Source organism: Chitinophaga sp. CB10, from assembly GCA_001870995.2.
Lineage (GTDB): Bacteria > Bacteroidota > Bacteroidia > Chitinophagales > Chitinophagaceae > Chitinophaga.
Genome location: MLAV02000020.1, coordinates 51,033 through 71,508, shown reverse-complemented (window position 1 = coordinate 71,508; position 20,476 = coordinate 51,033). Strand labels below are relative to the sequence as shown.

At 52.6% G+C, this 20,476-nt stretch carries 14 protein-coding genes; 3 read left to right on the top strand and 11 right to left on the bottom strand.

Annotated features, from left to right (window positions below):
- Positions 1–106: 106 nt before the first annotated feature.
- Complete coding sequence (locus tag BOC67_RS22505) at positions 107–598, top strand: Lrp/AsnC family transcriptional regulator (protein ID WP_291913905.1); 492 nt, start codon at positions 107–109, stop codon at positions 596–598.
- Here the strand turns inward: BOC67_RS22505 and BOC67_RS22500 are convergent, their stop codons facing one another.
- Entirely contained in the window at positions 599–1,225 is a 627-nt protein-coding gene (locus BOC67_RS22500; RefSeq protein ID WP_291913902.1) for a 2,3-bisphosphoglycerate-dependent phosphoglycerate mutase, read from the bottom strand.
- A gap of 227 nt (positions 1,226–1,452) precedes the next feature.
- Positions 1,453–2,862, bottom strand: coding sequence for an amino acid permease (locus BOC67_RS22495; protein WP_291913900.1), 1,410 nt, complete (start codon positions 2,860–2,862; stop codon positions 1,453–1,455).
- A 156-nt stretch (positions 2,863–3,018) separates the two neighbouring features.
- Between BOC67_RS22495 and BOC67_RS22490 the strand changes: the two genes are divergently transcribed.
- Positions 3,019–4,461, top strand: a complete 1,443-nt coding sequence (locus tag BOC67_RS22490; protein ID WP_291913898.1) for an arylsulfatase — start codon at positions 3,019–3,021, stop codon at positions 4,459–4,461.
- A 55-nt stretch (positions 4,462–4,516) separates the two neighbouring features.
- On the opposite strand, the gene BOC67_RS22485 is transcribed toward BOC67_RS22490, so the two are convergent.
- The 6 genes from BOC67_RS22485 to BOC67_RS22460 all read right to left on the bottom strand — a co-directional run bounded on the left by BOC67_RS22485 (position 4,517) and on the right by BOC67_RS22460 (position 12,951).
- Positions 4,517–5,956: a DUF2231 domain-containing protein gene (locus BOC67_RS22485; RefSeq protein WP_291913896.1), complete on the bottom strand. Its 1,440-nt coding sequence runs from the start codon at positions 5,954–5,956 to the stop codon at positions 4,517–4,519.
- A 25-nt stretch (positions 5,957–5,981) separates the two neighbouring features.
- Positions 5,982–6,917, bottom strand: coding sequence for a sugar phosphate isomerase/epimerase (locus BOC67_RS22480; protein WP_291913894.1), 936 nt, complete (start codon positions 6,915–6,917; stop codon positions 5,982–5,984).
- Between the two features lie 15 nt (positions 6,918–6,932).
- A complete protein-coding gene (locus tag BOC67_RS22475; RefSeq protein WP_291913892.1) occupies positions 6,933–8,429 on the bottom strand; it encodes a DUF1501 domain-containing protein in 1,497 nt (498 codons plus the stop codon).
- Between the two features lie 10 nt (positions 8,430–8,439).
- Positions 8,440–11,154 carry a DUF1553 domain-containing protein gene (locus tag BOC67_RS22470; RefSeq protein WP_291913891.1) on the bottom strand — a complete coding sequence of 905 codons (2,715 nt, stop codon included), beginning with the start codon at positions 11,152–11,154 and terminating at the stop codon, positions 8,440–8,442.
- An 89-nt stretch (positions 11,155–11,243) separates the two neighbouring features.
- Complete coding sequence (locus BOC67_RS22465) at positions 11,244–12,119, bottom strand: AraC family transcriptional regulator (RefSeq protein ID WP_291913888.1); 876 nt, start codon at positions 12,117–12,119, stop codon at positions 11,244–11,246.
- Between the two features lie 190 nt (positions 12,120–12,309).
- A complete protein-coding gene (locus BOC67_RS22460; RefSeq protein ID WP_291913886.1) occupies positions 12,310–12,951 on the bottom strand; it encodes a peptidylprolyl isomerase in 642 nt (213 codons plus the stop codon).
- Between the two features lie 117 nt (positions 12,952–13,068).
- Between BOC67_RS22460 and BOC67_RS22455 the strand changes: the two genes are divergently transcribed.
- Complete coding sequence (locus tag BOC67_RS22455; protein ID WP_291913884.1) at positions 13,069–15,204, top strand: GDSL-type esterase/lipase family protein; 2,136 nt, start codon at positions 13,069–13,071, stop codon at positions 15,202–15,204.
- Positions 15,205–15,403: 199 nt separating this feature from the next.
- On the opposite strand, the gene BOC67_RS22450 is transcribed toward BOC67_RS22455, so the two are convergent.
- The 3 genes from BOC67_RS22450 to BOC67_RS22440 are packed head-to-tail and all read right to left on the bottom strand — an operon-like array spanning position 15,404 to position 20,290.
- Positions 15,404–16,621 carry a PepSY domain-containing protein gene (locus tag BOC67_RS22450; protein ID WP_291913882.1) on the bottom strand — a complete coding sequence of 406 codons (1,218 nt, stop codon included), beginning with the start codon at positions 16,619–16,621 and terminating at the stop codon, positions 15,404–15,406.
- A gap of 11 nt (positions 16,622–16,632) precedes the next feature.
- Complete coding sequence (locus BOC67_RS22445) at positions 16,633–17,877, bottom strand: DUF4374 domain-containing protein (RefSeq protein WP_291913881.1); 1,245 nt, start codon at positions 17,875–17,877, stop codon at positions 16,633–16,635.
- A 25-nt stretch (positions 17,878–17,902) separates the two neighbouring features.
- Positions 17,903–20,290: a TonB-dependent receptor gene (locus tag BOC67_RS22440; protein WP_291913879.1), complete on the bottom strand. Its 2,388-nt coding sequence runs from the start codon at positions 20,288–20,290 to the stop codon at positions 17,903–17,905.
- Positions 20,291–20,476 lie beyond the last annotated feature (186 nt).

Sequence of the window (20,476 nt, the reverse complement as noted above, 5' to 3'; positions counted from 1 at the left end):
GGAAACGATTGATTCCCAGTACCGAAAACAAATCCGATTTCAGGGAGGGATTCGGAATTTTTTTCAGCATTTGTGCCCGGATACCTATTTTTGAAGAAAATCAGACATGGCCTTCATCCCCGATATGCTCGATATGTGTATTTTGGACATACTTCAACAGGATGCGCGCACCACCAACAAGGAGATTGCCGCAAAGCTGGGGAAGTCGGTCACTGCTATATTTGAGCGGGTGAAGCGGTTAGAGGCGGAAGGTTACATCCTCGGCTATATTGCCGTGCTGAACAGGCACAAGCTGGGAAACGCGCTGGTGGCCTATACCAGCGTTACCCTGGAGATGCACGGGCATGACAGGTTATCGGCTTTTGAGGAAAGCATGCGCAGTTTTGCGGAGGTGCAGGAATGTTATAAGATGAGCGGCCAGTTTGATTACCTTTTAAAGATCGTCACTGCGGATATGGAAGCCTACGACAGCTTTTATTCCAATAAACTCTCCAAGCTGAACAATATCCGGAAGATCCGCAGCCTGTTTGTATTATCTGAAACCAAGCAGGAGCTTGGGTTACATTTGAAGACAGAGTTTATCCACCGCACCAAATGATCAGGCTGGCGTACTGCTGCCGTACCGTTCCCTTAATTCATCTATCATCGGGCGATTAAAAGTATAAGTCAGCGGGAAGCCCGTTGCGATTTCCCGTTGCAGTATTTCATCCTGCGAAAGGTTATCGATGAACATGACGAGTGCGCGCAGGCTGTTGCCGTGCGCTACGATCAGTACATTTTCCGCCGCTTCCATATGGGGCAGGATGGTATGCATGAAGTAAGGGATAACGCGGTTGTAGGTATCTTCCAGGCTTTCCCCGCCGGGAGGCCGCACGCTGAAGGAACGGCGCCAGATATGCACCTGCGCTTCCCCGTACCTGGCGGCAGTGTCGCCTTTGTTGAGCCCTTCGAGGTCGCCATAGGAGCGTTCGTTCAATGCTTTATCAATGATAATGGGAATGCCGGCTTCGCCGCAATTTTGCAGCACGAGGTCCAGCGTATGTTGCGCCCGTATGAGGGTGGAGGTAAAGGCAATGTCGATAGGCTCGCCCCGTAATTGTTTACCGGCTTCGATAGCTTCCCGGACGCCTTGTTCGGAGAGGTCTATATCTTTCCAGCCTGTGAAGCGGTTTTCCAGGTTCCAGAGGGATTGGCCGTGGCGGATGAGGAAGAGTTTGATGCTCATTGGGTTGTTTTTTTATGTATTACAGCCGGAGGATGGGTTTTGTTGATAATCCATATCTCACTGCAAAAATTAACCCGGAAAGTTGAGGCGGGCAAAAGCGTATATCCTTTGGGGTTAGTACGGGAAGATTGTATTTCCGGGGGTAACGGAGGGTGGGGTGAAAACCGACGCACTGTCAATAATGGCATTTACCTGCCGATAGTCCGGCAGGTAAACGCGTACAATTTTTATGCGGCGGCCTTATTTCTTTTCACCCCCAAAAAACAAATATATAAAAACACGACCCATACCGGCATGAGGGCTACCGGCAGCTTCATGCCTGTAATCCACATCAGCACCAGGATTCCGGTCAAAAATACCAGGCAAATGTAATTGGATACCGGGTAGATAAATGACGGGAATTTCGTGTTTGTTTTGTGTTTTTTAAACTTCAGGTGCACTACGCTGATCATGATCCAGTTGATGATGAGGGTGCTTACCACCAGCGACATCAGCACTTCCAGGGCTTTTTCCGGTATCAGTTTATTTACGACGATACAGATGGCGGCAAACAAACCTGATACGATCGTTGCCATTACCGGTACACTGTTTTTATTGAGTTGGGAGAGAAATTTTGGCGCGTTGCCTTGTTTTGCCAGGCCATACAACATGCGGCTGTTGCTGTACACGCAACTGTTATATACCGACAAAGCGGCAGTAAGTACGATGAGGTTCAGCACATTGGCAATGAGGCTGGTGAAGTAAATGGTTTTGCCGAAGAGGGTGAACTGGAATCCTTTCAGGCTTTCGAATACCATTACAAACGGGCTGCTGTTGGTGGTAATGCCTTTCCACGGGGAAAGGGAGAAGAGTATAATGAGCGCGCCCACGTAGAAAATCAGGATGCGGTAGATGACCTGGTTAGTCGCCTTAGGAATGGTTTTCTCCGGCTTATCCGCTTCTGCGGCGGTGATGCCTATCAGTTCCAGTCCTCCGAAGGAGAACATGATCAGCGATATGGCTGCCAGTAAACCCTGGTAACCGCCTTTGCCATCGGGTTGCATGAGGCCTTTGGGGAAAAAGCCGCCATCGTTCCAGAGGTTGGCAACGGTGGCCTGAGGCCCGCCGCTACCACTAACGAGCAGGTATATCCCAAAAACGATCATGGCAATGATGGCCACTACCTTTACGATGGAAAACCAGAATTCGGCCTCGCCGTACACCTTTACAGAGGTGAGGTTCAGGGCATTGATCGCTATGAAGAAGAAGCAGCTGGATGCCCATAGCGGTATTTCCGGCCACCAGAAGTGAACGTACACGCCTATGGCGGTCAGCTCCGACATGCTCACGAGGATGTACAGTATCCAATAGTTCCAGCCGGAAGCAAAACCTGCAAAGGAGCCCCAATATTTATAGGCAAAGTGGCTGAAACTGCCGGAAACCGGCTCTTCGACCACCATTTCGCCTAATTGTCGCATAATGAAAAATGCTATGACGCCTGCCAGGGCATAGCCTAAAATAACGGAGGGACCGGCCAGCACCGCCGCGGGACCAATGCCGAGGAACAAACCCGTTCCTATGGCGCCTCCCAGGGCAATAAGCTGTATATGCCTGTTTTGCAGCCCTCTTTTAAGGTGCTGCTCTTCTGATTTAGCCATGTAAATTTTAAGTTGATTGCTATAGGTAGGCTGCAATATGAGCATTTTTACTATAATCTGCTCAAAAAAAATAGTATAAGTCCGCCGCTTTCTACATCAATGGTTATGATAAGTGTATTTTGAACGTTAATTTAGCTGATCGAAAAAACCGCGTGCATGATAACAATGAAAAACATCGGATTGACTGCCCTGCTCGGGGCGGGGCTATTCTCCCTGTCGCCTGCTTCGGCGCAGCAGCAAAAGCCCAACATCATTTTTATCCTGGCTGATGATCTTGGCTATGGCGACCTCAGTGCCTACGGGCAACAAAAATTCAGCACCCCTAACATAGACCGGCTGGCTGCGGAAGGCAAGCGCTTTACCCAGTTTTATGCCGGCACGGCTGTGTGCGCGCCCTCCCGTTGCTCTTTTATTTCCGGGAAACATACCGGCCATACTTATATCAGGGGCAATAAGGAAATGAAGCCGGAAGGCCAGCAGCCTATTGCCGATACGGTGGTTACCCTTGCGGAGGTGCTGAAAAAGGGCGGTTATAAAACCGGGACTTTCGGTAAATGGGGCCTGGGCCCTGTGCAGTCGGAAGGGGACCCGAACAACCAGGGGATCGATCAGTTCTATGGCTACAATTGCCAGAGCGAGGCGCACCGCTACTATCCGTCGCACCTGTGGAACAATGGCACGCGGGTGGAACTTACGCAGAACGGCGACCTGGAACGCACGGTGCAATATGCGCCGGACAGCATACAGCAGCATGCGCTCCGCTTTATGGAAGCGAATAAAAATCAACCTTTCTTCCTCTGGCTGACGTATAACCTGCCACACGCGGAGCTGCTGACGCCGGACGACAGTATTTTCCAGCGTTTTAAAGGGATGTACCCGGAGAAGCCTTACAAGGGCATCGAATATAATACGGGCGGGGGTAAGCACGGATATGTATCCCAGCAGTACCCGCACGCTTCTTTTGCCGCTATGGTTACACGGCTGGATATGTACGTTGGGCAGGTGATGGCGAAGCTGAAGGAATTGGGACTGGATGATAATACCCTCGTCATTTTCACGAGCGATAACGGCCCGCATGCCGAAGGTGGGGCAGATCCTGTGTTTTTCAACAGCAGCGGGGGCTTCCGCGGCATTAAGCGGGACCTCTATGAAGGCGGTATCCGCGTGCCTTTCATTGCCAGGTGGAGCGGTAGGATAAAGCCTAACACGACTTCCAATTTTGCCGGCGCCTTCTGGGATATGATGCCCACTTTTGCTGCGCTGGCAGGGCAACAGGCCCCGGCCAATATTGACGGTATTTCCATCGTGCCGGAGCTGACAGGCAAAGGCAAGCAGCAGCAGCATCCTTTCCTGTACTGGGAGTTCCATGAGAATAATGGTCGCCAGGCGGTGCGCATGGGCAACTGGAAGGCCGTGAAATACAATGTACAAAAGGATCCGAACGCAGCAGTGGAGTTGTATGACCTGGCGAAGGACCCGCAGGAGAAAAATAACCTAGCGGCTAAGTATCCGAAAATTGCTGCGCAGATGAATGATATAATTCAGCGCGAGCATGTGGAATCACCGGTGTTCCCGTTGTTGACCGCGGGCCGGCAGTGACCTTTATAATTGATATGTAAAAAGGGTGTATCAAACTTTTTGATACACCCTTTTTTTATTGCTGTGCAGCTTTATGATATTCCAAGGTATCCGTCGGCAATCGGGCCAGCCGGTAGCCGCCTGTGTCAATCTTTAGCTGTTCCAGCTGCTGGTGCAGCTCCTGTAGCGCATTTGCAGGTATTCCCGTTTGCGCTACATACAACTGTTCCAGTTGTTTATTATTTTTTAGGGAGATGATATTGGCCGTTTGGGTAGCCGTTTGGACCAGGTTAAGGTACATAAGGCCCGTGCACTGATTTAAGGATTGCAGCGCAATGCCTTTGATGGCTGTGCCTTTCAACGTCAGCTTCGTGAGGTTTTTCAGCTGGCTGAGGGTGCTGAAAACCTGGTCGGTGACAGGGGCGCCGGATAAGTCGAGCCATATCAGCTGCTCTTTCAAAGGCAGCAGCAGCGCGGCATCCGCATCGCTGAAGCCTTGCGCGGTAAATGCGCTGACGGAGAGGTAGTTACTGTTTTCCGCTACCGGCAATACTTTGAGCCCTTTGGCCGTCAATGCTGCGATAGCGTCTGCCGGAGCGGGGGGCACTGTTTTTTCCGGCACGGTAGCCAGCCGGTCCACCGGTTTGGAAGGCTGCATAGCCGCCAGCACGGCGCTGATGCGGGGATTCTTTGGGAGGTCCTTTACTTTTTTGCCGGCGGGGCCGCCACAGCTGATCCACCAGTGCAGGAGTTCCGTTTCGGCCGGCGTGAGGGAAGGCTTGCCTTTGGGGGGCATACGATGTTCATCGCTTTCTGGGAGTATAATGCGTTTATACAATTCGCTTTCTTCGGGCAGGCTATCTTTCAGCACAGGACCGTTTTCCCCGCCTTTGCGCAGGAGGGCCAGCGTTTCCAGCTGCAGGCCGCCTTTCAGCTTTTGCTGACTGTGGCAGCTGCCGCAGCGATTATTGAGCACGGGTTGGACCAGGTCCTCGTATAGTAACGCATCCCCAATGTCCTTGTATTTACCGGTTTCCGCGGCTACTGCCTTTTTTGAAAAGGAGCTGAGCGCCGCCGGCATGGCTGCTTCCAGGTAGTTGTCGCCATGGGTGAGCGTGCCGCCGTAATGGCCCGTAATGCTGATTAGTAAGAGCATTCCCAATGCGAGCAGCAGTTCCAGGCGCGGACTTTTTTTCAGCATGCGGTAGGTGACCCACCACAAGCCGCTGATAACGGCAACGCCTATACCGAGATAGAAGTGCGTGTTCAGCGTTTTTTCGTCATAGCCGCCATCCTGCGATAGCAGGTAGCCGGTAAGGCAGCTGGCTGCCGCAGCGGCAAAGGATAAAAATAAAGTGAATGGAATGGCTGCCCGGAGGGGTTGCCAGCGCGGGAGCCTGCTGATTAACACAAACAGCAATGCGAGTATCAGTATGCCTATCGGCAGGTGTACCAGCAGCGGATGCATGCGCCCTGTGAGGCTTCCCCAGCTACCGGTACTTTCTAAAAAAATCATGCGGTAAATAGTTGAGTCGTTCAGATCATTTTACAACGCCATAGCGCGCGCGGAGTTGCTGCATCATGTACACGTTGATATCCCATTGGTTGGCCAGTGGCTGCCGGGTGTAAGGCAGGGTGGGCAGGTAGTTGGGCGGTCCGAACTCGGTGAGTACGGTTAGCGGTTTGCCTTCCGACTGGTGGCGTTGCACAACCTGATCCCACCAGCTGAAGTGCTGCTTCACGGCGGTTTCCCACTCCGGCGCTCGGGGATCGTTTACCTGTGGGCCTTCCTGGTGGCCTACCCGCGCATGGAAATGCGACGCGCGGGAAAGCGCTGCTGCTACGGCTTCCGGCTGATCCTGCAATAAGGATTCGTGCACATTGCACCAGTGCGAGATGTCCAGCGTTAAGCGTAAATCAGGTTTGGCGTCAATAAACTGTTTGGCGATATGCGCGGCGAAGAGCATGCGGCTGCGGTGCGTTTCGTGATATACGGGGATGCCGCTTTCTTTGGATATGCGCGTGGTCATATCAATGAGGCGGGCATTTTGTTCGAAGGTGAAATAATCCCTGCCGCTATGGCAATTCACATACAGTGGCCTGATGGCGGCTTTGGCGGTAGCGCCTTTCAGGCTGGTTTCAAATTCAGTATAATGTTTGTCGAAGTTACTGCTGCTGCCGGCGGCCAGGTAGCCTACGGCGAGGCCGTTATCCTGCAGGGCTTTGAATAACTCCGTTTGTACGTTAGGGTTAGGGGACCACCATACTTCTATACCGTCGTAGCCTGCCTGCTTTGCCGCTGCGCAGAAAGCGCGGATGCCGCCGGTGTAGCCCCAGTCCGTAGCCATAATGGTGAGCTTGTAGCCCGCTTTGATGGCGGGTTTGGGTTGGGCGGACAATCCGGGCAGGGATGGCAGTATTATAGCGCCGCCGAGTATCGAGGATTGTTTGAGAAAATTTCTTCTATCGTTGTTCATGCGTTCGTGGAATGTTTAAGCCAGTATTGGCGTGATAACCTTGCCTCCTGTATCCGTCAGGCGGAATGGCCTGCCCTGGAACTGGTAGGTGAGTTTTTCATGATCAAAGCCCAGCTGTTGGAGAATAGTGGCGTGTATATCGTTGATGGCTACTTTGCCTTTTACCGCGGCGTAGCCTATTTCATCCGTTTCGCCCCAGGTAAATCCTTTTTTGATGCCGGCGCCGGCCATCCAGATGGTAAATGCTTCCACGTGGTGGTCGCGGCCGAGGAAAGGCATTTCCTTGCCGTCGCGGTTTTCCTGCATGGGAGTGCGGCCAAACTCGCCGCCCCATACTACGAGGGTTTCGTCCAGGAGGCCGCGCTGCTTCAGGTCCTGCAGGAGGGCTGTGATGGGACGGTCAATTTCCCGGCATTTGTTACGGAAGCCGTAGTCGATAGCGAGGTTTTCGTCTGTACCATGGCTATCCCAGCCCCAGTCGTACAACTGCACAAAGCGCACGCCTTTTTCCACCAGCTTGCGGGCCAGGAGGCAGTTGTTGGCAAAGGATTCCTTACCGGGCTGGGTGCCGTACATTTCGTGTATATAATCCGGTTCGTTCTGGATGTTCATGACTTCGGGCACGGCAATCTGCATTTTATACGCCAGTTCGTACTGAGATATGCGCGCGAGTGTTTCAGGGTCGCCATAGGCCGTATATTCTTCCTCGTTAATACGGTTGATAGCATCGATGGAAGCTTTGCGGAGGTCGCGGTCCATCCCTTCCGGATCGGAGAGGAACAGCACGGGATCGCCTTTGGTGCGGCATTGCACGCCCTGGTAGACGGAAGGCAGGAAGCCGCTGCCCCAGATGCTTTTACCTGCATCCGGGGTTTTGCCGCCGGAGGTCAGCACTACGAAGCCGGGGAGGTTACTGTTTTCCGTGCCGAGGCCGTAGGTGACCCAGGAGCCGATGCTTGGCCTGCCGAGCCGCGCGCTGCCCGTTTGCATGAGGAGTTGCGCCGGGCCGTGGTTAAACTGGTCCGTTTGCACAGCTTTCAGGAAGCTCACTTCATCCGCCATGGCAGTGAAATGCGGCAGGTGGTCGGATATCCATGCGCCGGATGCGCCGTGTTGTTTAAACACGGCCTGGGGCCCCAGCATTTTGGGGACGCCGCGGATGAAGGCAAACTTCTTGCCTTCCAGCAGGGATGGGGGGCATAATTGGTTATGGAGCCGCTGGAGGGCGGGCTTATAATCGAATAATTCCAATTGCGAAGGGGCGCCGGCCATATGCAGGTATATTACGCTCTTCGCCTTGCCGGGGAAGTGCGGCGCTTTGGGCGCCATGGGGTCAGCCGCTACCGCGTTGGGAATAGCGCTGCCGGCGCCGCTACTGCCGCATCCTGCGAGGAAGGAGCCCAGGGCTGCCGCACCGAGGCCGGTGACGCAGTCCATTAAAAAATGGCGGCGGGTGATGGAGCGCAGGTGTTCTTTATTGGCTTCGTCTATCAGTTTTTTGTATCTGGACATACGAATGAGTTTAAGATTTGGTCAGGAATTCATCCAGGTTCATGAGCGCATTGGCCACGGTGGCCAGCGCTGCGGCCGATGGCGCTTCCGGTGTATCGGCGCTGCATTGCAGCAGCTTGCATGCGGCTGCCGGGTTATCCCGGTAAGTGTTCAAGGCCTTGTTGTATAAGGTCAATAATACTTTCAGTTTTGTTTCAGGAATTGGTTTGAACATGGCGCGTTCGTAACCCCAACGGATACACGCAGCCGGATCTTTGGATTGGGTATGCATTTGTTTGGCCAGGGCAACGGCGGTTTCCACATAAACGGGATCGTTGAGCGTGACCAGTGCCTGTAGCGGTGTGTTGGTGCGTATCCTGCGCTGGAGGCATACTTCGCGGCTGCTGCCGTCGAAGGTGACCATGGAAGGATAAGGGCTGGTGCGTTTCTGGTACACGTACACGGCGCGGCGGTACTGGTTGCCGTCTTCGGCTTTTTTCCAGTATTCCCCGCTCCATACGGACTGCCAGATGTTTTCAGGCTGGTAAGGCATGATGCTGGGGCCGTGCATATTGGCGTTCAGTAGTCCGCTTACGCTGAGGGCCTGGTCGCGCACGGTTTCCGCGGTGAGCCTGAAATGCGGGCCCCTGGCGAGGAGGCGGTTGGCCGGGTCTTTTTCCTGCAGCTCCGGCGTGTTAACGGAGGAGCGCTGATAGGCGGCGGACAATACCATCTCCCTGAGTAATGGTTTGATGTGCCATTTATAGCGATGCATGAAATTGTATGCGAGGTAGTCCAGCAGTTTTGGATGCGATGGCGTGAAGCCCTGGGTGCCGAAATCTTCCAGCGTTTCCACGATACCAATGCCGAAGAGTTGTTCCCAGAGGCGGTTGACCATTACCCTTGCGGTAAGCGGGTTTTGATCGGAGGTGAGCCAGAGGGCCAGTCCGAGGCGGTTGCGCGGCGCGTTGGCAGGGAATGGATTGAGGGAGTGCGGTACGTCCGGTTTTACTTCCGCGCCTGTTACCATCCAGTTGCCTCTTTCAAAAATATGCGTGGGGCGGTACATGGACGGCGGGTTTTCTACCATTACCGGGACTTCTTCCGGCTGCATGTTGACTACTTCCATAAATTTGGCGGCTATGTTGTCGTAGCCCGGAGCGCCTTTCCCCGGCAGCTCTTCGCGGAAGGCGAACCATTCCACGCCGCAAACGGAAGCTTCTTTTGGCAGGGCGGGATTGCGGAAGATGAAGTACAGGTCGTGCACGCCGGTGGTGGCGGGGATGGGGATGTTGATGGCGAGGCGGCCTTTGGTGACGGCGAGCTGGTGGGTTACCAGGGTTTTGCCGCTAAGGCTGTCCAGCCGGATTTCCATAACTCCGCCGGGCTTGCCGGACCAGTAGTTCATCAGGAAGCGGGTTTTGCCGGTGAGTTCCTGTTTGGGCAGCCGGCAGCTGCCGCCGCTCCTGATGCCGAGGTATTTGGTATCGGCGAGGGCGCCGTTGATGTATTGGTCGCAGTCGTGCGCATGGCGTTTGGGTTCGAGGACGGTGAGGAATTCCTTTACGTCCTGCTGTTGTGTGGCATTGCCGTTGGCACTCACCCAATTGGTTATGTGTTTTACCTGTTCGTTACTAACGCTGTCGTATAAACGTAATTTCGGATGTTCCATGTGGGTATCCTCATCGCGGGTATTATTGAGGAATGCCAGCAGTTTATAATAATCCTCAAAGCGGAACGGATCATAGGGGTGGCTATGGCATTGCACGCATGCGATGGTGACGCCCTGGAACACGTCCATGGTGGTGCTTACCCGGTCCATGACGGCTGCGGTGCGAAACTCTTCGTCCTGTGTACCGCCTTCGTCGTTACTCATGGTATTGCGGTTAAACGCGGTGGCAATGAGTTGCGCCTGGGTGGGATTGGGCAGGAGGTCGCCGGCGAGTTGCTCGATGGCGAAGCTGTCGTACGGGAGGTCGCGGTTAAAGGCGTCTATGACCCAGTCGCGATACCGCCATATCTGGCGGCCGTTATCGCGTTCGTATCCTTTTGAATCGGAATAGCGGGCGAGGTCCAGCCACATGCTGGCCCAGCGTTCGCCAAACTGCGGGGATTGCAGGAGTTTATCCACGATTTGTTCGTAAGCTTTCGGGCTGTTATCCGCTGCAAATTGTTTTGCCATTTCGGGCGTTGGAGGCAGGCCGGTGAGGTCGAGGCTGACGCGGCGCAGCAAGGTCATTTTATCTGCCGGGGCAGCGGCTTTGAGGCCTTCGGCTTCGAGTTTTTCGTTGATGAAATAATCGATCGCATGGTCCTGATCCGGTACGGGGGCTGCTTTGGGAGGCACGTATGCCCAGTGTTCGCCCCATTCAGCGCCGGATTTCACCCAGTCGGTAAGTATTTGTATTTCCTGTTGGGTAAGGGGTTCGCCTTTTTGCGGCATCCTTTCCTTAGGGTCCTTACAGGTGAGGCGGCGGATAAATTCGCTCCGCTCCGGGTGGCCCGGGATGATAGCGGGTTTGCCGGATTTGGTGACACCGAGGGCTTCTTCCCTGAACAGCACACTGAAGCCGCCGCTTTGCTTAACGCCGCCGTGGCAGCTGATGCAATGTTTATTTAATATGGGTTTGACTTCTGTGCTGAAGTCCGGTTTTCGCGTGGAATTACATGCAGCAATGATATTACCCGCAACCAGGGCAATGCAGAGGTTCACTGATAGTTTCCGACGCCTAGTGGAATAACGCATTAGATTAAGATTGACATGTCCTAAAATTACTAAGACGCGCGCTGATGATTCCTAGATGATCTGTTGGAAATGATGGATTATTTTATGGTTCAGGGGTTCCTTTCCCTGTACTGGTTGGGCGACATGCCCATCACTTTGGTGAATAGGCGGGAGAAATAATACGGGTCGTCCATGCCTAGCCGGGCGGCTATCTCCTTAATCCTTAAAGTGGTGAAAAGCAGGTACTGGCAGGCATCCTGGACTTTCAGCTGATTGAAATATTCGATGGGTGAGAAGCCGGTGTTGGCCTTGAAGAGGGCGCTGAAGTGCGACTGCGAAAGGTTGGCGGCATTGGCCATTTGTTGGAGCGTGAGCATTTTATGGAGGTTTTTGCGCATGAATGCAATGGCAAGGTCCGTGGCGCTGTGGCTGGGAGCCACTGCCAGCTCGGCTTCCGGGTAGATGCAGTGGGCCAGGAAGGACCAGAAGTGCATGTTGGCATATAACAGGTTTTCCGTCCTGTAGCCTTTTTCCAGCTGGCGGAAGCTTTTGTCGAACAGTTCTATGCGCTGGTCGGACCAGCGGAGGAAGGTTTTGTGGCCCTGCCATTCCTTCACTGCAGCATCGAGCAGGCTATCGCTGCTGGCGCCGGTAAAATGGGCCCAGTAGATGGTCCATGGGTCTTTATTATCCGCATGGTACTCATGCGGGATGTTCCTGGGAAGCAGGAAGCAGTTGCCTGCTTTCATCAGGTGGGAATGGCCGTCGAGCGTGATTTGCCCCGCGCCGTCCTTGCAGTAGATGAGTATATGCTGGTCGGCGCCTTGTGCGCGTTTTTTGTAATGGAATTTAGCTTTGTCGTAAAAGCCGATGTCGGTAATATACAGCGGCGCCAGGGCCGGATTCAATGAGCACTGTGTGGATAAAAGCTGCCGGGGCAGCACAATGGCCCGCTGCCCCTGGAATGCTTCTCGCTTCTTTTTCATAACGGGATGTTTGGATTAAAGTAAGAAAATCCATCCCGATGCGCAATTTTATTGGATGAGTGGTGAGGAGTGGCTGCGGGGGCCGATCGCTCTTATTCATTGGGGTACTGAATTTTCAGTACCCTGGCGGTGCATTGTTTGTGAAGTGGCAGCAATGCCAATCCCTTTTTTATCAGGTGCGTGGGGAGCGTTACTTCTTTTTCAGCACCCTGGCGGTAAAAGTAACCGGGGACAAGGGCAAATCGTTTTTGTCCGTTCGCAGCTGGCTGATCTTTTCCACTACGTCATAGCCGTGGGTGATTTCCCCGAATACGGTGTAGTCGCCGTCCAGTCGCGGTATGCCGCCGATGGTTTTATACGCCTGCTTATGATCTGCCGGGATGGTGATGCCTTTTTTCTGTTCCAGTTCCGCCAGTTGGGTACCGGTATATTTTTTTCCTACTACGAAGTATATCTGGTTGAAGAAAGAGGCCTTTTCAGGGTTATTATCCCGGCCTGCGCCCAGGGCGCCGCGTTTGTGAAAGCGGTTGGGCTTTATTTCTGCCGGGAAGCGGGGGGCGCCCAGTTCCGGATGTTGTTTTTCATAGAGCAGGGTGGTATCGTCCAATACGCCTCCCTGTATCACGAACTCTTTGATAACGCGGTTAAAGAGGGCATTGGTGTAGGTTCCCTTTTTGATTTCGGCCAGGAACATATCCCGGTGTTTGGGCGTATCGTCGTAGAGCATGACGGTGAAATTGCCGTGGTTGGTAGTGAATTTTACCAGCACTGATTGTGCCCGGGCAATGATACCGCAAAATAATATGGCTGCCAGCAGCATCCCTTTTTTCATGTTCAGGTTTTTAATGAAGATATAAAATTTGCTAAGATAGTGTTACTATATAGCATTATTGTTTAAACGACATGGGCGCGGGATACCTATTTTTGATTATCCACAATTGTACATTCCATGTATTGTAAAAACAAGTTCGTTTATGCGGCGCTGATCGCCTGTATGCTGTTGTCGCCTCTTTTTTCGTTTGCCGGTAAAATAGTGGTCTCCTGCCTGGGTACGGATATTACCTATGGGGAAGGTATGTATAACCGGGAGAAGAATAATTTCCCGCGGCAGCTGCAATACCTGTTGGGCGCGCATTACGAGGTGCATAATTACGGCGTCAGCGGCGCTACTTTACTGCAGCGGGGGAACCTGCCCTATATGCAGCAGTCCATGTTTACAAAAGCGCTGCAAACGAAGAGTGACATCGTCATTTTGGAATTTGGTACTAATGACACAAAAGGCATTAACCGGCCTTTTTCAACGGAGTTTCTCGGTGATTTCAGGGAGCTGATAACGAAAGTGCGTGCCGCGCAGGGCTTTAATTTCCCCCGTATAATAATACTAATGCCGCCGCCTGTTTATTTGGAGGATAGTATGGGCGTTAACGACAGTATCCTCAGGAGGGATATACAGCCTATGCTGCGCCAGGCGGCTTATGAAACGGGTGTGGAAATCATTGATCTGTACCCGGCATTCACCGGGCAGAAGGATTTGCTGCCTGATCTGGTTCATCCGTCGTCCATTGGCGCTGCGTTGATTGCGCGGCGTTTATACGAGGCCGTTAGTTTCCTGCCTGATAAAAGTTTTGATATTTTTAAAAGACTGGATATGCCGGTTAAAACCAGTTCTTTTTATGGTTATGCCTGCGCTGATTTTACGTTTAACGGCCGCGCCTGTAAGGTTGTAAAACCCAGGCTGGCAGCTAAAGACAGGCCATGGGTATGGCGCGCGCGCTTTTGGGGGCATGAATCGCAGACGGACATCGCCATGCTGGAACGGGGCTATCATGTGGTGTATTGCGATGTGGCGGAGATGTTTGGCAACCCGCGATGCGTGGCTATCTGGAATAATTTTTACGCGTTGCTGCGCCGCAGCGGCCTGGCGAGAAAGGCTATACTGGAAGGGATGAGTCGCGGTGGTATTTATGTGTACAACTGGGCGCTCGCCAACCCGGAGAAAGTGGCCGCCATTTATGCGGACGCGCCGGTGCTGGATTTTAACAGCTGGCCGGGGCACAGCGGCAGCGGCCCTGGCAGCAGGGAAAATTGGGAAATTTTCAAACAGCAGTATCAGCTCACGGAGGAAGAAGCGGTGCAGTATCATCAGTCGCCGCTAGATAATGCCGGTAAAGTAGCGAGGCTGGGTTTCCCGATGCTGCATGTGGTGGGCGATGCGGACAGCGTGGTACCGGTCAATGAAAATACGGCGCCATTTGAGCAGCAGTTAAAAGCCGCCGGCGCTGCCATCACCGTTATCCACAAACCCGGCGTGGGTCATCATCCGCATAGCCTGGCCAACCCGCGGCCTATTGTGGAATTTATGCTGGCGGCAACGGGGCACAAAATCAACTTCGCCCGCAAGCCTGTACCGGCTGCGGAATACCGCTCCGCTGCCGGCTGGAAGAAAGACTGCGGCTGGTGGGAGCAGCATGCGGATATTGATAGTCTGCTCCTGGCGCGGCAAGGTAAGCTGGACATCCTGTTTGCCGGGAATTCCATTACGCAGGGAACAGGCGGGCACCGGACGAAGACGACGAACAAAGCCGGCTTTGCGGCGTTCGATTCTACCTTCGGTAAATGGAACTGGGAATGCGCCGGCATCTCCGGGGACCGGGTACAGCACTTGCTGTGGCGCTTTCAAAACGGCGCATATGTAGCGGCGAAGCCTAAAGTAATGGTGGTTACGATTGGGGTGAATAACTTCGGGGATAACGACAGCGCGGAGGAAATTGCAGCGGGGATTTTAGACCTGGCGGCCTGGGTGAAGCGGCATATGCCATCGACCAAACTGGTACTTTCCGGCTTGCTGCCAACGGGTTTTACGAAGGAAGATCCACGGAGGATGAAGTATCATGGGATACAGCGCGTGCTGGCGGCGGCTAACCATAACGGATATACGTATTTACCGTTGACGGATATTTTTACGGATAGGGAAGGGAATTTGATAAGTGAGGCGTATGCGAAGGATGGGATTCATTTGACGGGGAAGGGGTACAGGATGTGGGCGGCTGCGCTGGGGCCGGTGGTGGAGGGGTTGTTGAGGTAGTTTATAATTAAAATTTTAATCAGCGGCAGTTTAATGCCGCTGATTAGAATTTATTATAGAGATGGAATTGCTGATTTCGATAAGAGTTCTGATCAGCCGCAGTTTAATGCCGCTGGTTAGAATTTATTATACAGATGGAACTGCTGATTTCGATAAGAATTCTAATCAGCCGCACTTTATTGCCGCTGATTAGAATTTATCACACAGCCGGAACTGCTGACTTCGCGCCTGTTTTAACCGGCGTTTTTTTCTTTTTCTTTCCTTTGCCCCACCAGATGATAAACCCGGTAACCGGTAAAGTGGCGCCGATCAAACTGGCGAAGAAGGCCAGTACTTTCCCCGGCAAGCCAAGGATGCTGCCCACATGTATGTCGTAGTTCATCCGCCGTAGTTTGCCGCCAAAATCAGCCGCTGCATAAGGAGTAGCCGTTTCAGGGTCCCCTTTAATTTCCGCCAGCGTATGTTGGTCGTACGCATAGCGTTGCAGGTCGTAAAACTTGCCTTTGCTGGGATAGGCGATCACCATTATACTGGAGCCAGCCTTGTTGCTATCCGGCATGCCGATGTAGAATCCTTTGGCTGTGGGGTGTTTTGCCGCTGTGGCTTCCCAGGCTGCGTCAACGCGCTGCCCTATGGTAAGCTGCAGTTTGCCAGCCTGTAATGAATCGGATACGGCTTCCTTGTAGGAAGGGATGCTGCGGCCGCCGGTCGTTAACCAATAAGTGCCTTTGCTCCACCATTCCAGTCCGTACACCATGCCGGTGCAGCCGATGGCAAAGAGTAATAACAGCGCGTAAAAGCCCAATACATTGTGGAGGTCATAATTAACCCGTTTAACACTGGCGCCCCATTTAATCGTGAAGCTTTGCTGACGGGTGCTTCTATTCCACTTTTTAGGCCACCAGAGTACGAGGCCGGTTAACAGGGTGATCACGCAAATCAGCGTGCTGTAATTCACAATCGGGCGGCCTATCTTATACGGCATCCAGAGGAAGCGGTGCCCGTTCAGTACCCACCTGAAGAAACTTGCCTCACCGGGTTTACGGGTTATTTTGCTTACCACTTCGCCGTTATATGGGTTTACCCTGATGGTGGAACCGCCGCGGCGTGCGCCTACATTCAGTTCTGCGGCTTTCCCGTCTTTATAGAACATATACCCGACAGATTGCCCCGGATACTCCCTGGCCGCAATGGCTAAGAGTGCCGATGGTTTCAGCACCGGTTTATCCTGGTGGGCGATATTGGTTTCCGGTTCCAGGAAGCTTGTAATCTCTTCGTTGAACACCCAGATGCAGCCGGTGAGGCATACGATGATCACTACAATGCCGGAAACGAGGCCCAGCCAAAGGTGTAGCCAGGCGGAGATTCTATAGAAGAGCGACCGGGAACCGGGCTTTGCTTTTTTGTTTTGTTGCATGCGCATGCTTTTTAGTATTCCACTTTAGTGATGGCAGTAATTTTTCCGCCCTGCACTTCCAAACCACGTATAGCCGTTGCCGTTTTAACATCGATTTTATATACCCAGCTGCCGGAAGCGGTGTTAATCCCGATGTATCCCAGCTCTCCGTCGCCGGTGCCGGTATTGTTGTTATAAGGAGCCGAGGAGCTTTGAATATCTTCAGGGCCGCCTTTGATCCATCCGAAGGATTTTTCCACTACGTCTACCAGCGCCATTTTGCGGTTGCCGGTATTGGCGTGTTTGTCGCCATACATCATCAGGAGGAACTTATTGTTGCCGAGGTAAGTTTGCGTAGCGATTTTATAACCGCCGGAAGCTTCCTCTACGTCGAAGAAGTAGCTTTTATCAAACTCCGTCGTGCCTTTGAGGATGCGTACCACAGCAGATGGTTTTGTAGAAATCACCTTGTTGGTATTGGTGGCTACGGCGGAGGAAAAACCGTAGATGTCGCCATTTTCCGTTACGCCCAAGCCATCGTTGAAGTAGTTGCCGATGTAGCTGGTGCGGTTGTCGCGGATTACTTTTTCCACTTTCAGATCGGGGTAGGAGAGTACGGCAATCCAGGTACTGTCCGGGTACACGGTGCCAAAAGCGTCATTGCAGCAGCCTTTGATACTCATGTAAGGAGCATATACCTTATCGCCCACTTGCGTAGCCCAGGTAAAGTGGGCGCGCTCGCCATTGGCGGCCAGTTGTACGATGTTGATAGCGGCGCTGCCTATCTGTTGGGATTTCAGCGCATCAATGCGGTAGAAGGACGCTGTTTCCACGCCGCTGCGCGGTATCTTGATCAGTAGTAACTCGTCATTAACTTTCGTGAACGCCTGTACGGTTTCTGTCTGAAACTCGGAGGTTTTCAGGAGTTTGGCGCCTGCGGAATCAAAGCGGTAGGTAGTTACGGCGCCGGGGTTGCCCTGGCCGTAGAGCAAACTAAAGAACCGGCCTTTATGGGTCATATAGTACCGGTAGGAACCATCCTGCTCAATACCATTGCCGGCAGTGGTGATGGCGCCCTGATCCAGCTGGTCCGTACTCAGGAGGTAATCCGCAATGCCGGTGGTGCCGGCCGGGGTGGCGGTGATCACGTATTTGTATTTACCGGAAGTTTCCCGGTCGCCGAAGTCGTAAATCGCATCCATATCATCTTTATCGCATCCTGTACCCAACATGGCCATGCCGCATGCGAGTATCAATATCCTGTTCAAATGTTTCATTTCGGTGTATTAAATATTTTAAGAATTATTTTTTGCTGATGAAGTACCGGAGTTTTACGTTGAAAGCGCGCCCGGGCTTCTGTAAACTGAAGTTGTCGTAATTGCGGTTATTCACCAGGTTTTTGCATTCGAAGGCTATGTTGTAGCGGCCGTCGGCAAGGCTGTACACGAGGTTCACATCCTGGCAGAACTGGCGCGGGATGGTCAGCTTTTCGCCGGCGGTTCCCTGTCCGGGCCAGCTGAGGTAGAAAGCGTGAACGTATTGGAAGTTGTAGCCTACGGTGAGGTGATTGCCTTTCTTTAGGACGTTTCTGAAGAAGAGGGAGGCATCTGCATTCCCGAACATATAAGGGATGTTGGGGATGCGGTCGCGATAGGTTGGACTCACGGTTTTTTCCCCGGATTCGAATTTGGTATTGTTACGCAGGTTTTGGTAAGTCATGTTGACCCCGGCGGTGAATATGCGTTTGAAGCTATAGCGGATTTCGCCGTCCACGCCTACGTTGGTGATGCCGCCGAGGTTTTCGTTGCTCTGCTTGATCTGGTTGCGGTTGAGAGTGGGGCGGATGAAGTCGGTCGCATTGCGATAAAGGAAGTTTGCATCAACGCTGAAACGGTGATCATCGTTGAGCTTCGTTTGCCAGCTGGCGCCAACGTTATAGTTGTTGCTGCTTTCCGGGCGGAGATTAACATTGCCTTCCAGCAGTTGCATGTCGCCAAACAGCTCTTCGCCTTCCGGCAGGCGATAGCTTTTTTCGTAGGAAGCTTTTACCTGGAGGGTAGGCAGGATGAAGTAGGCGGTAGCGGCGCCATAGCCCCAGTTATTCATTTTATTGGAAAGCTCCCGGTAGGCCACATCGCCCCAACCGCCGGTGGGGTTGTAGCTTTCGGAGAATTTATTTACCTGGTTGTAGTTTTTGGCGAAAACGGAGGTGGTCCATTTTTCGTTGTAATCGTATTGGTAGCTCAGGCCCAGTACATTTTTAAAGGACTTTTGCGGCTGCTCGTACCTGGCGTTATCCGGGAACAGTTCGTCACTGCCTTTGCGGTTGAACGTCGTATATACGTTGTTGATAGAGAAGAGATGGTGTTCGTTGATACGGTAGTTGAGGTTAGCTGTACCAATGCCGTTATTGTTTTTGAATTTATACATAGAGCGCTCGCGTTCTGCGCCTTTCGTATTCTCTTCCCATTGGCCAAACCAGTTGTATAAGCGGCTTACGGTATCGATTACCTGTTCGGTACCCAGGTTGTAGTTTCCGTTTACGGTGAGGTTAAGGCCTTTAACAAACAGGTCTTTCACCTGGTATTTCAAGGTGGGCATCACGATGTTGCCGCGGCGGTGCAGCTGACCATACACGGTTTTCATGCGTGCGCCGGTTTGCAGCTCCGCATAGTTTTGCCCGAGGGTGATACCGACGAGGAGTTTGTCCGCATATTTTTTTCCTACGACGCCTACGTTGGCGATTAGGGTTTCGTTATGATAGGTGTCATTGAATCTTCGCACCCAGGTAGCCGGGTAATATTGTTTCGTTTCCAGGTTGGTGGCCTGTACGCGTACTTTATAATCGTTGTCGGAATAGTTTTGAAATGCGTTGAGCTGTGCCGTGAATCCTGACTGGGCCACGTAAGCAGCGTTGATGGCGGAGCGGTGGGTGTTAAAGGAGCCATAGCTGTAAGATGCATCGAGATAGCTTTGTTTAACGTTGCTGGTAACGATGTTTACGGCGCCGCCCAGGGCATCTGCACCCAGCCATACGGGGACTACGCCTTTATATACTTCCACTCTTTCCGCCAGGTTAATGGGAATGTTATTGAGTTGGAAAGAGGAGCCGAAGTTTTCCATGGGGATACCATCGATGAACATTTTCACCTGGCGGCCGGAGAAGCCGTTGAGGGAGAAGTTCATGCGGGAGCCGAGGCCGCCGTCCTCACGGACACGGATACCCGAAACGCGGTCCAGTGCGTGTGCGAGGTCGAGCGTAGTATTATGCAGTTTCTTTGCGTCGATGGCGGTGAGGTTGTAGGCTTGCCGCTGCACATCCTTTAAGGGTGTGCGGCCTATGACGGACACGGTTTCGATGTGTTTCATATCGGCTTGCAAACGGAGATTTACTGTAGCCGTTTCGCCGGCGACGGCATTGACCTCTGCCTGTAATCTTTTATATCCCATTAAAGAGATGATCAGTATGCGTTTGCCGGGGCGTATGCCTTGCAAGGTAAACTGGCCGCGGGTATCCGAGATGGTTTTGGCGGTATGATCCGGCAGGGAAATCGATGCGCCGGCAAGGCTTTCGCCCTGGTCATTTGTCAGCAATCCTTTAATGGTAGCGTCTTTGCCTGACTGCGCAAATATGGTAAACGTCAGGGATAATAGCAGGCTTAATAGCAATAGTTTCTTCAGGTACATCATTTATTCTTTTGTAGATCAGTTCGTTCGTGTATGGGCAAAAAAATCCCGCAGCAGTGTGCGGGTGCGCATGCAGTATAGAATATAAGTTCTGTTTCCGGTGCAAATGTAGGATGGGGTTTGCGAAGTTATTTTCGAAATCCGGAAAAGATTGGAGGTGGAAATTTTCCTTATTACGTAAATGGGGAG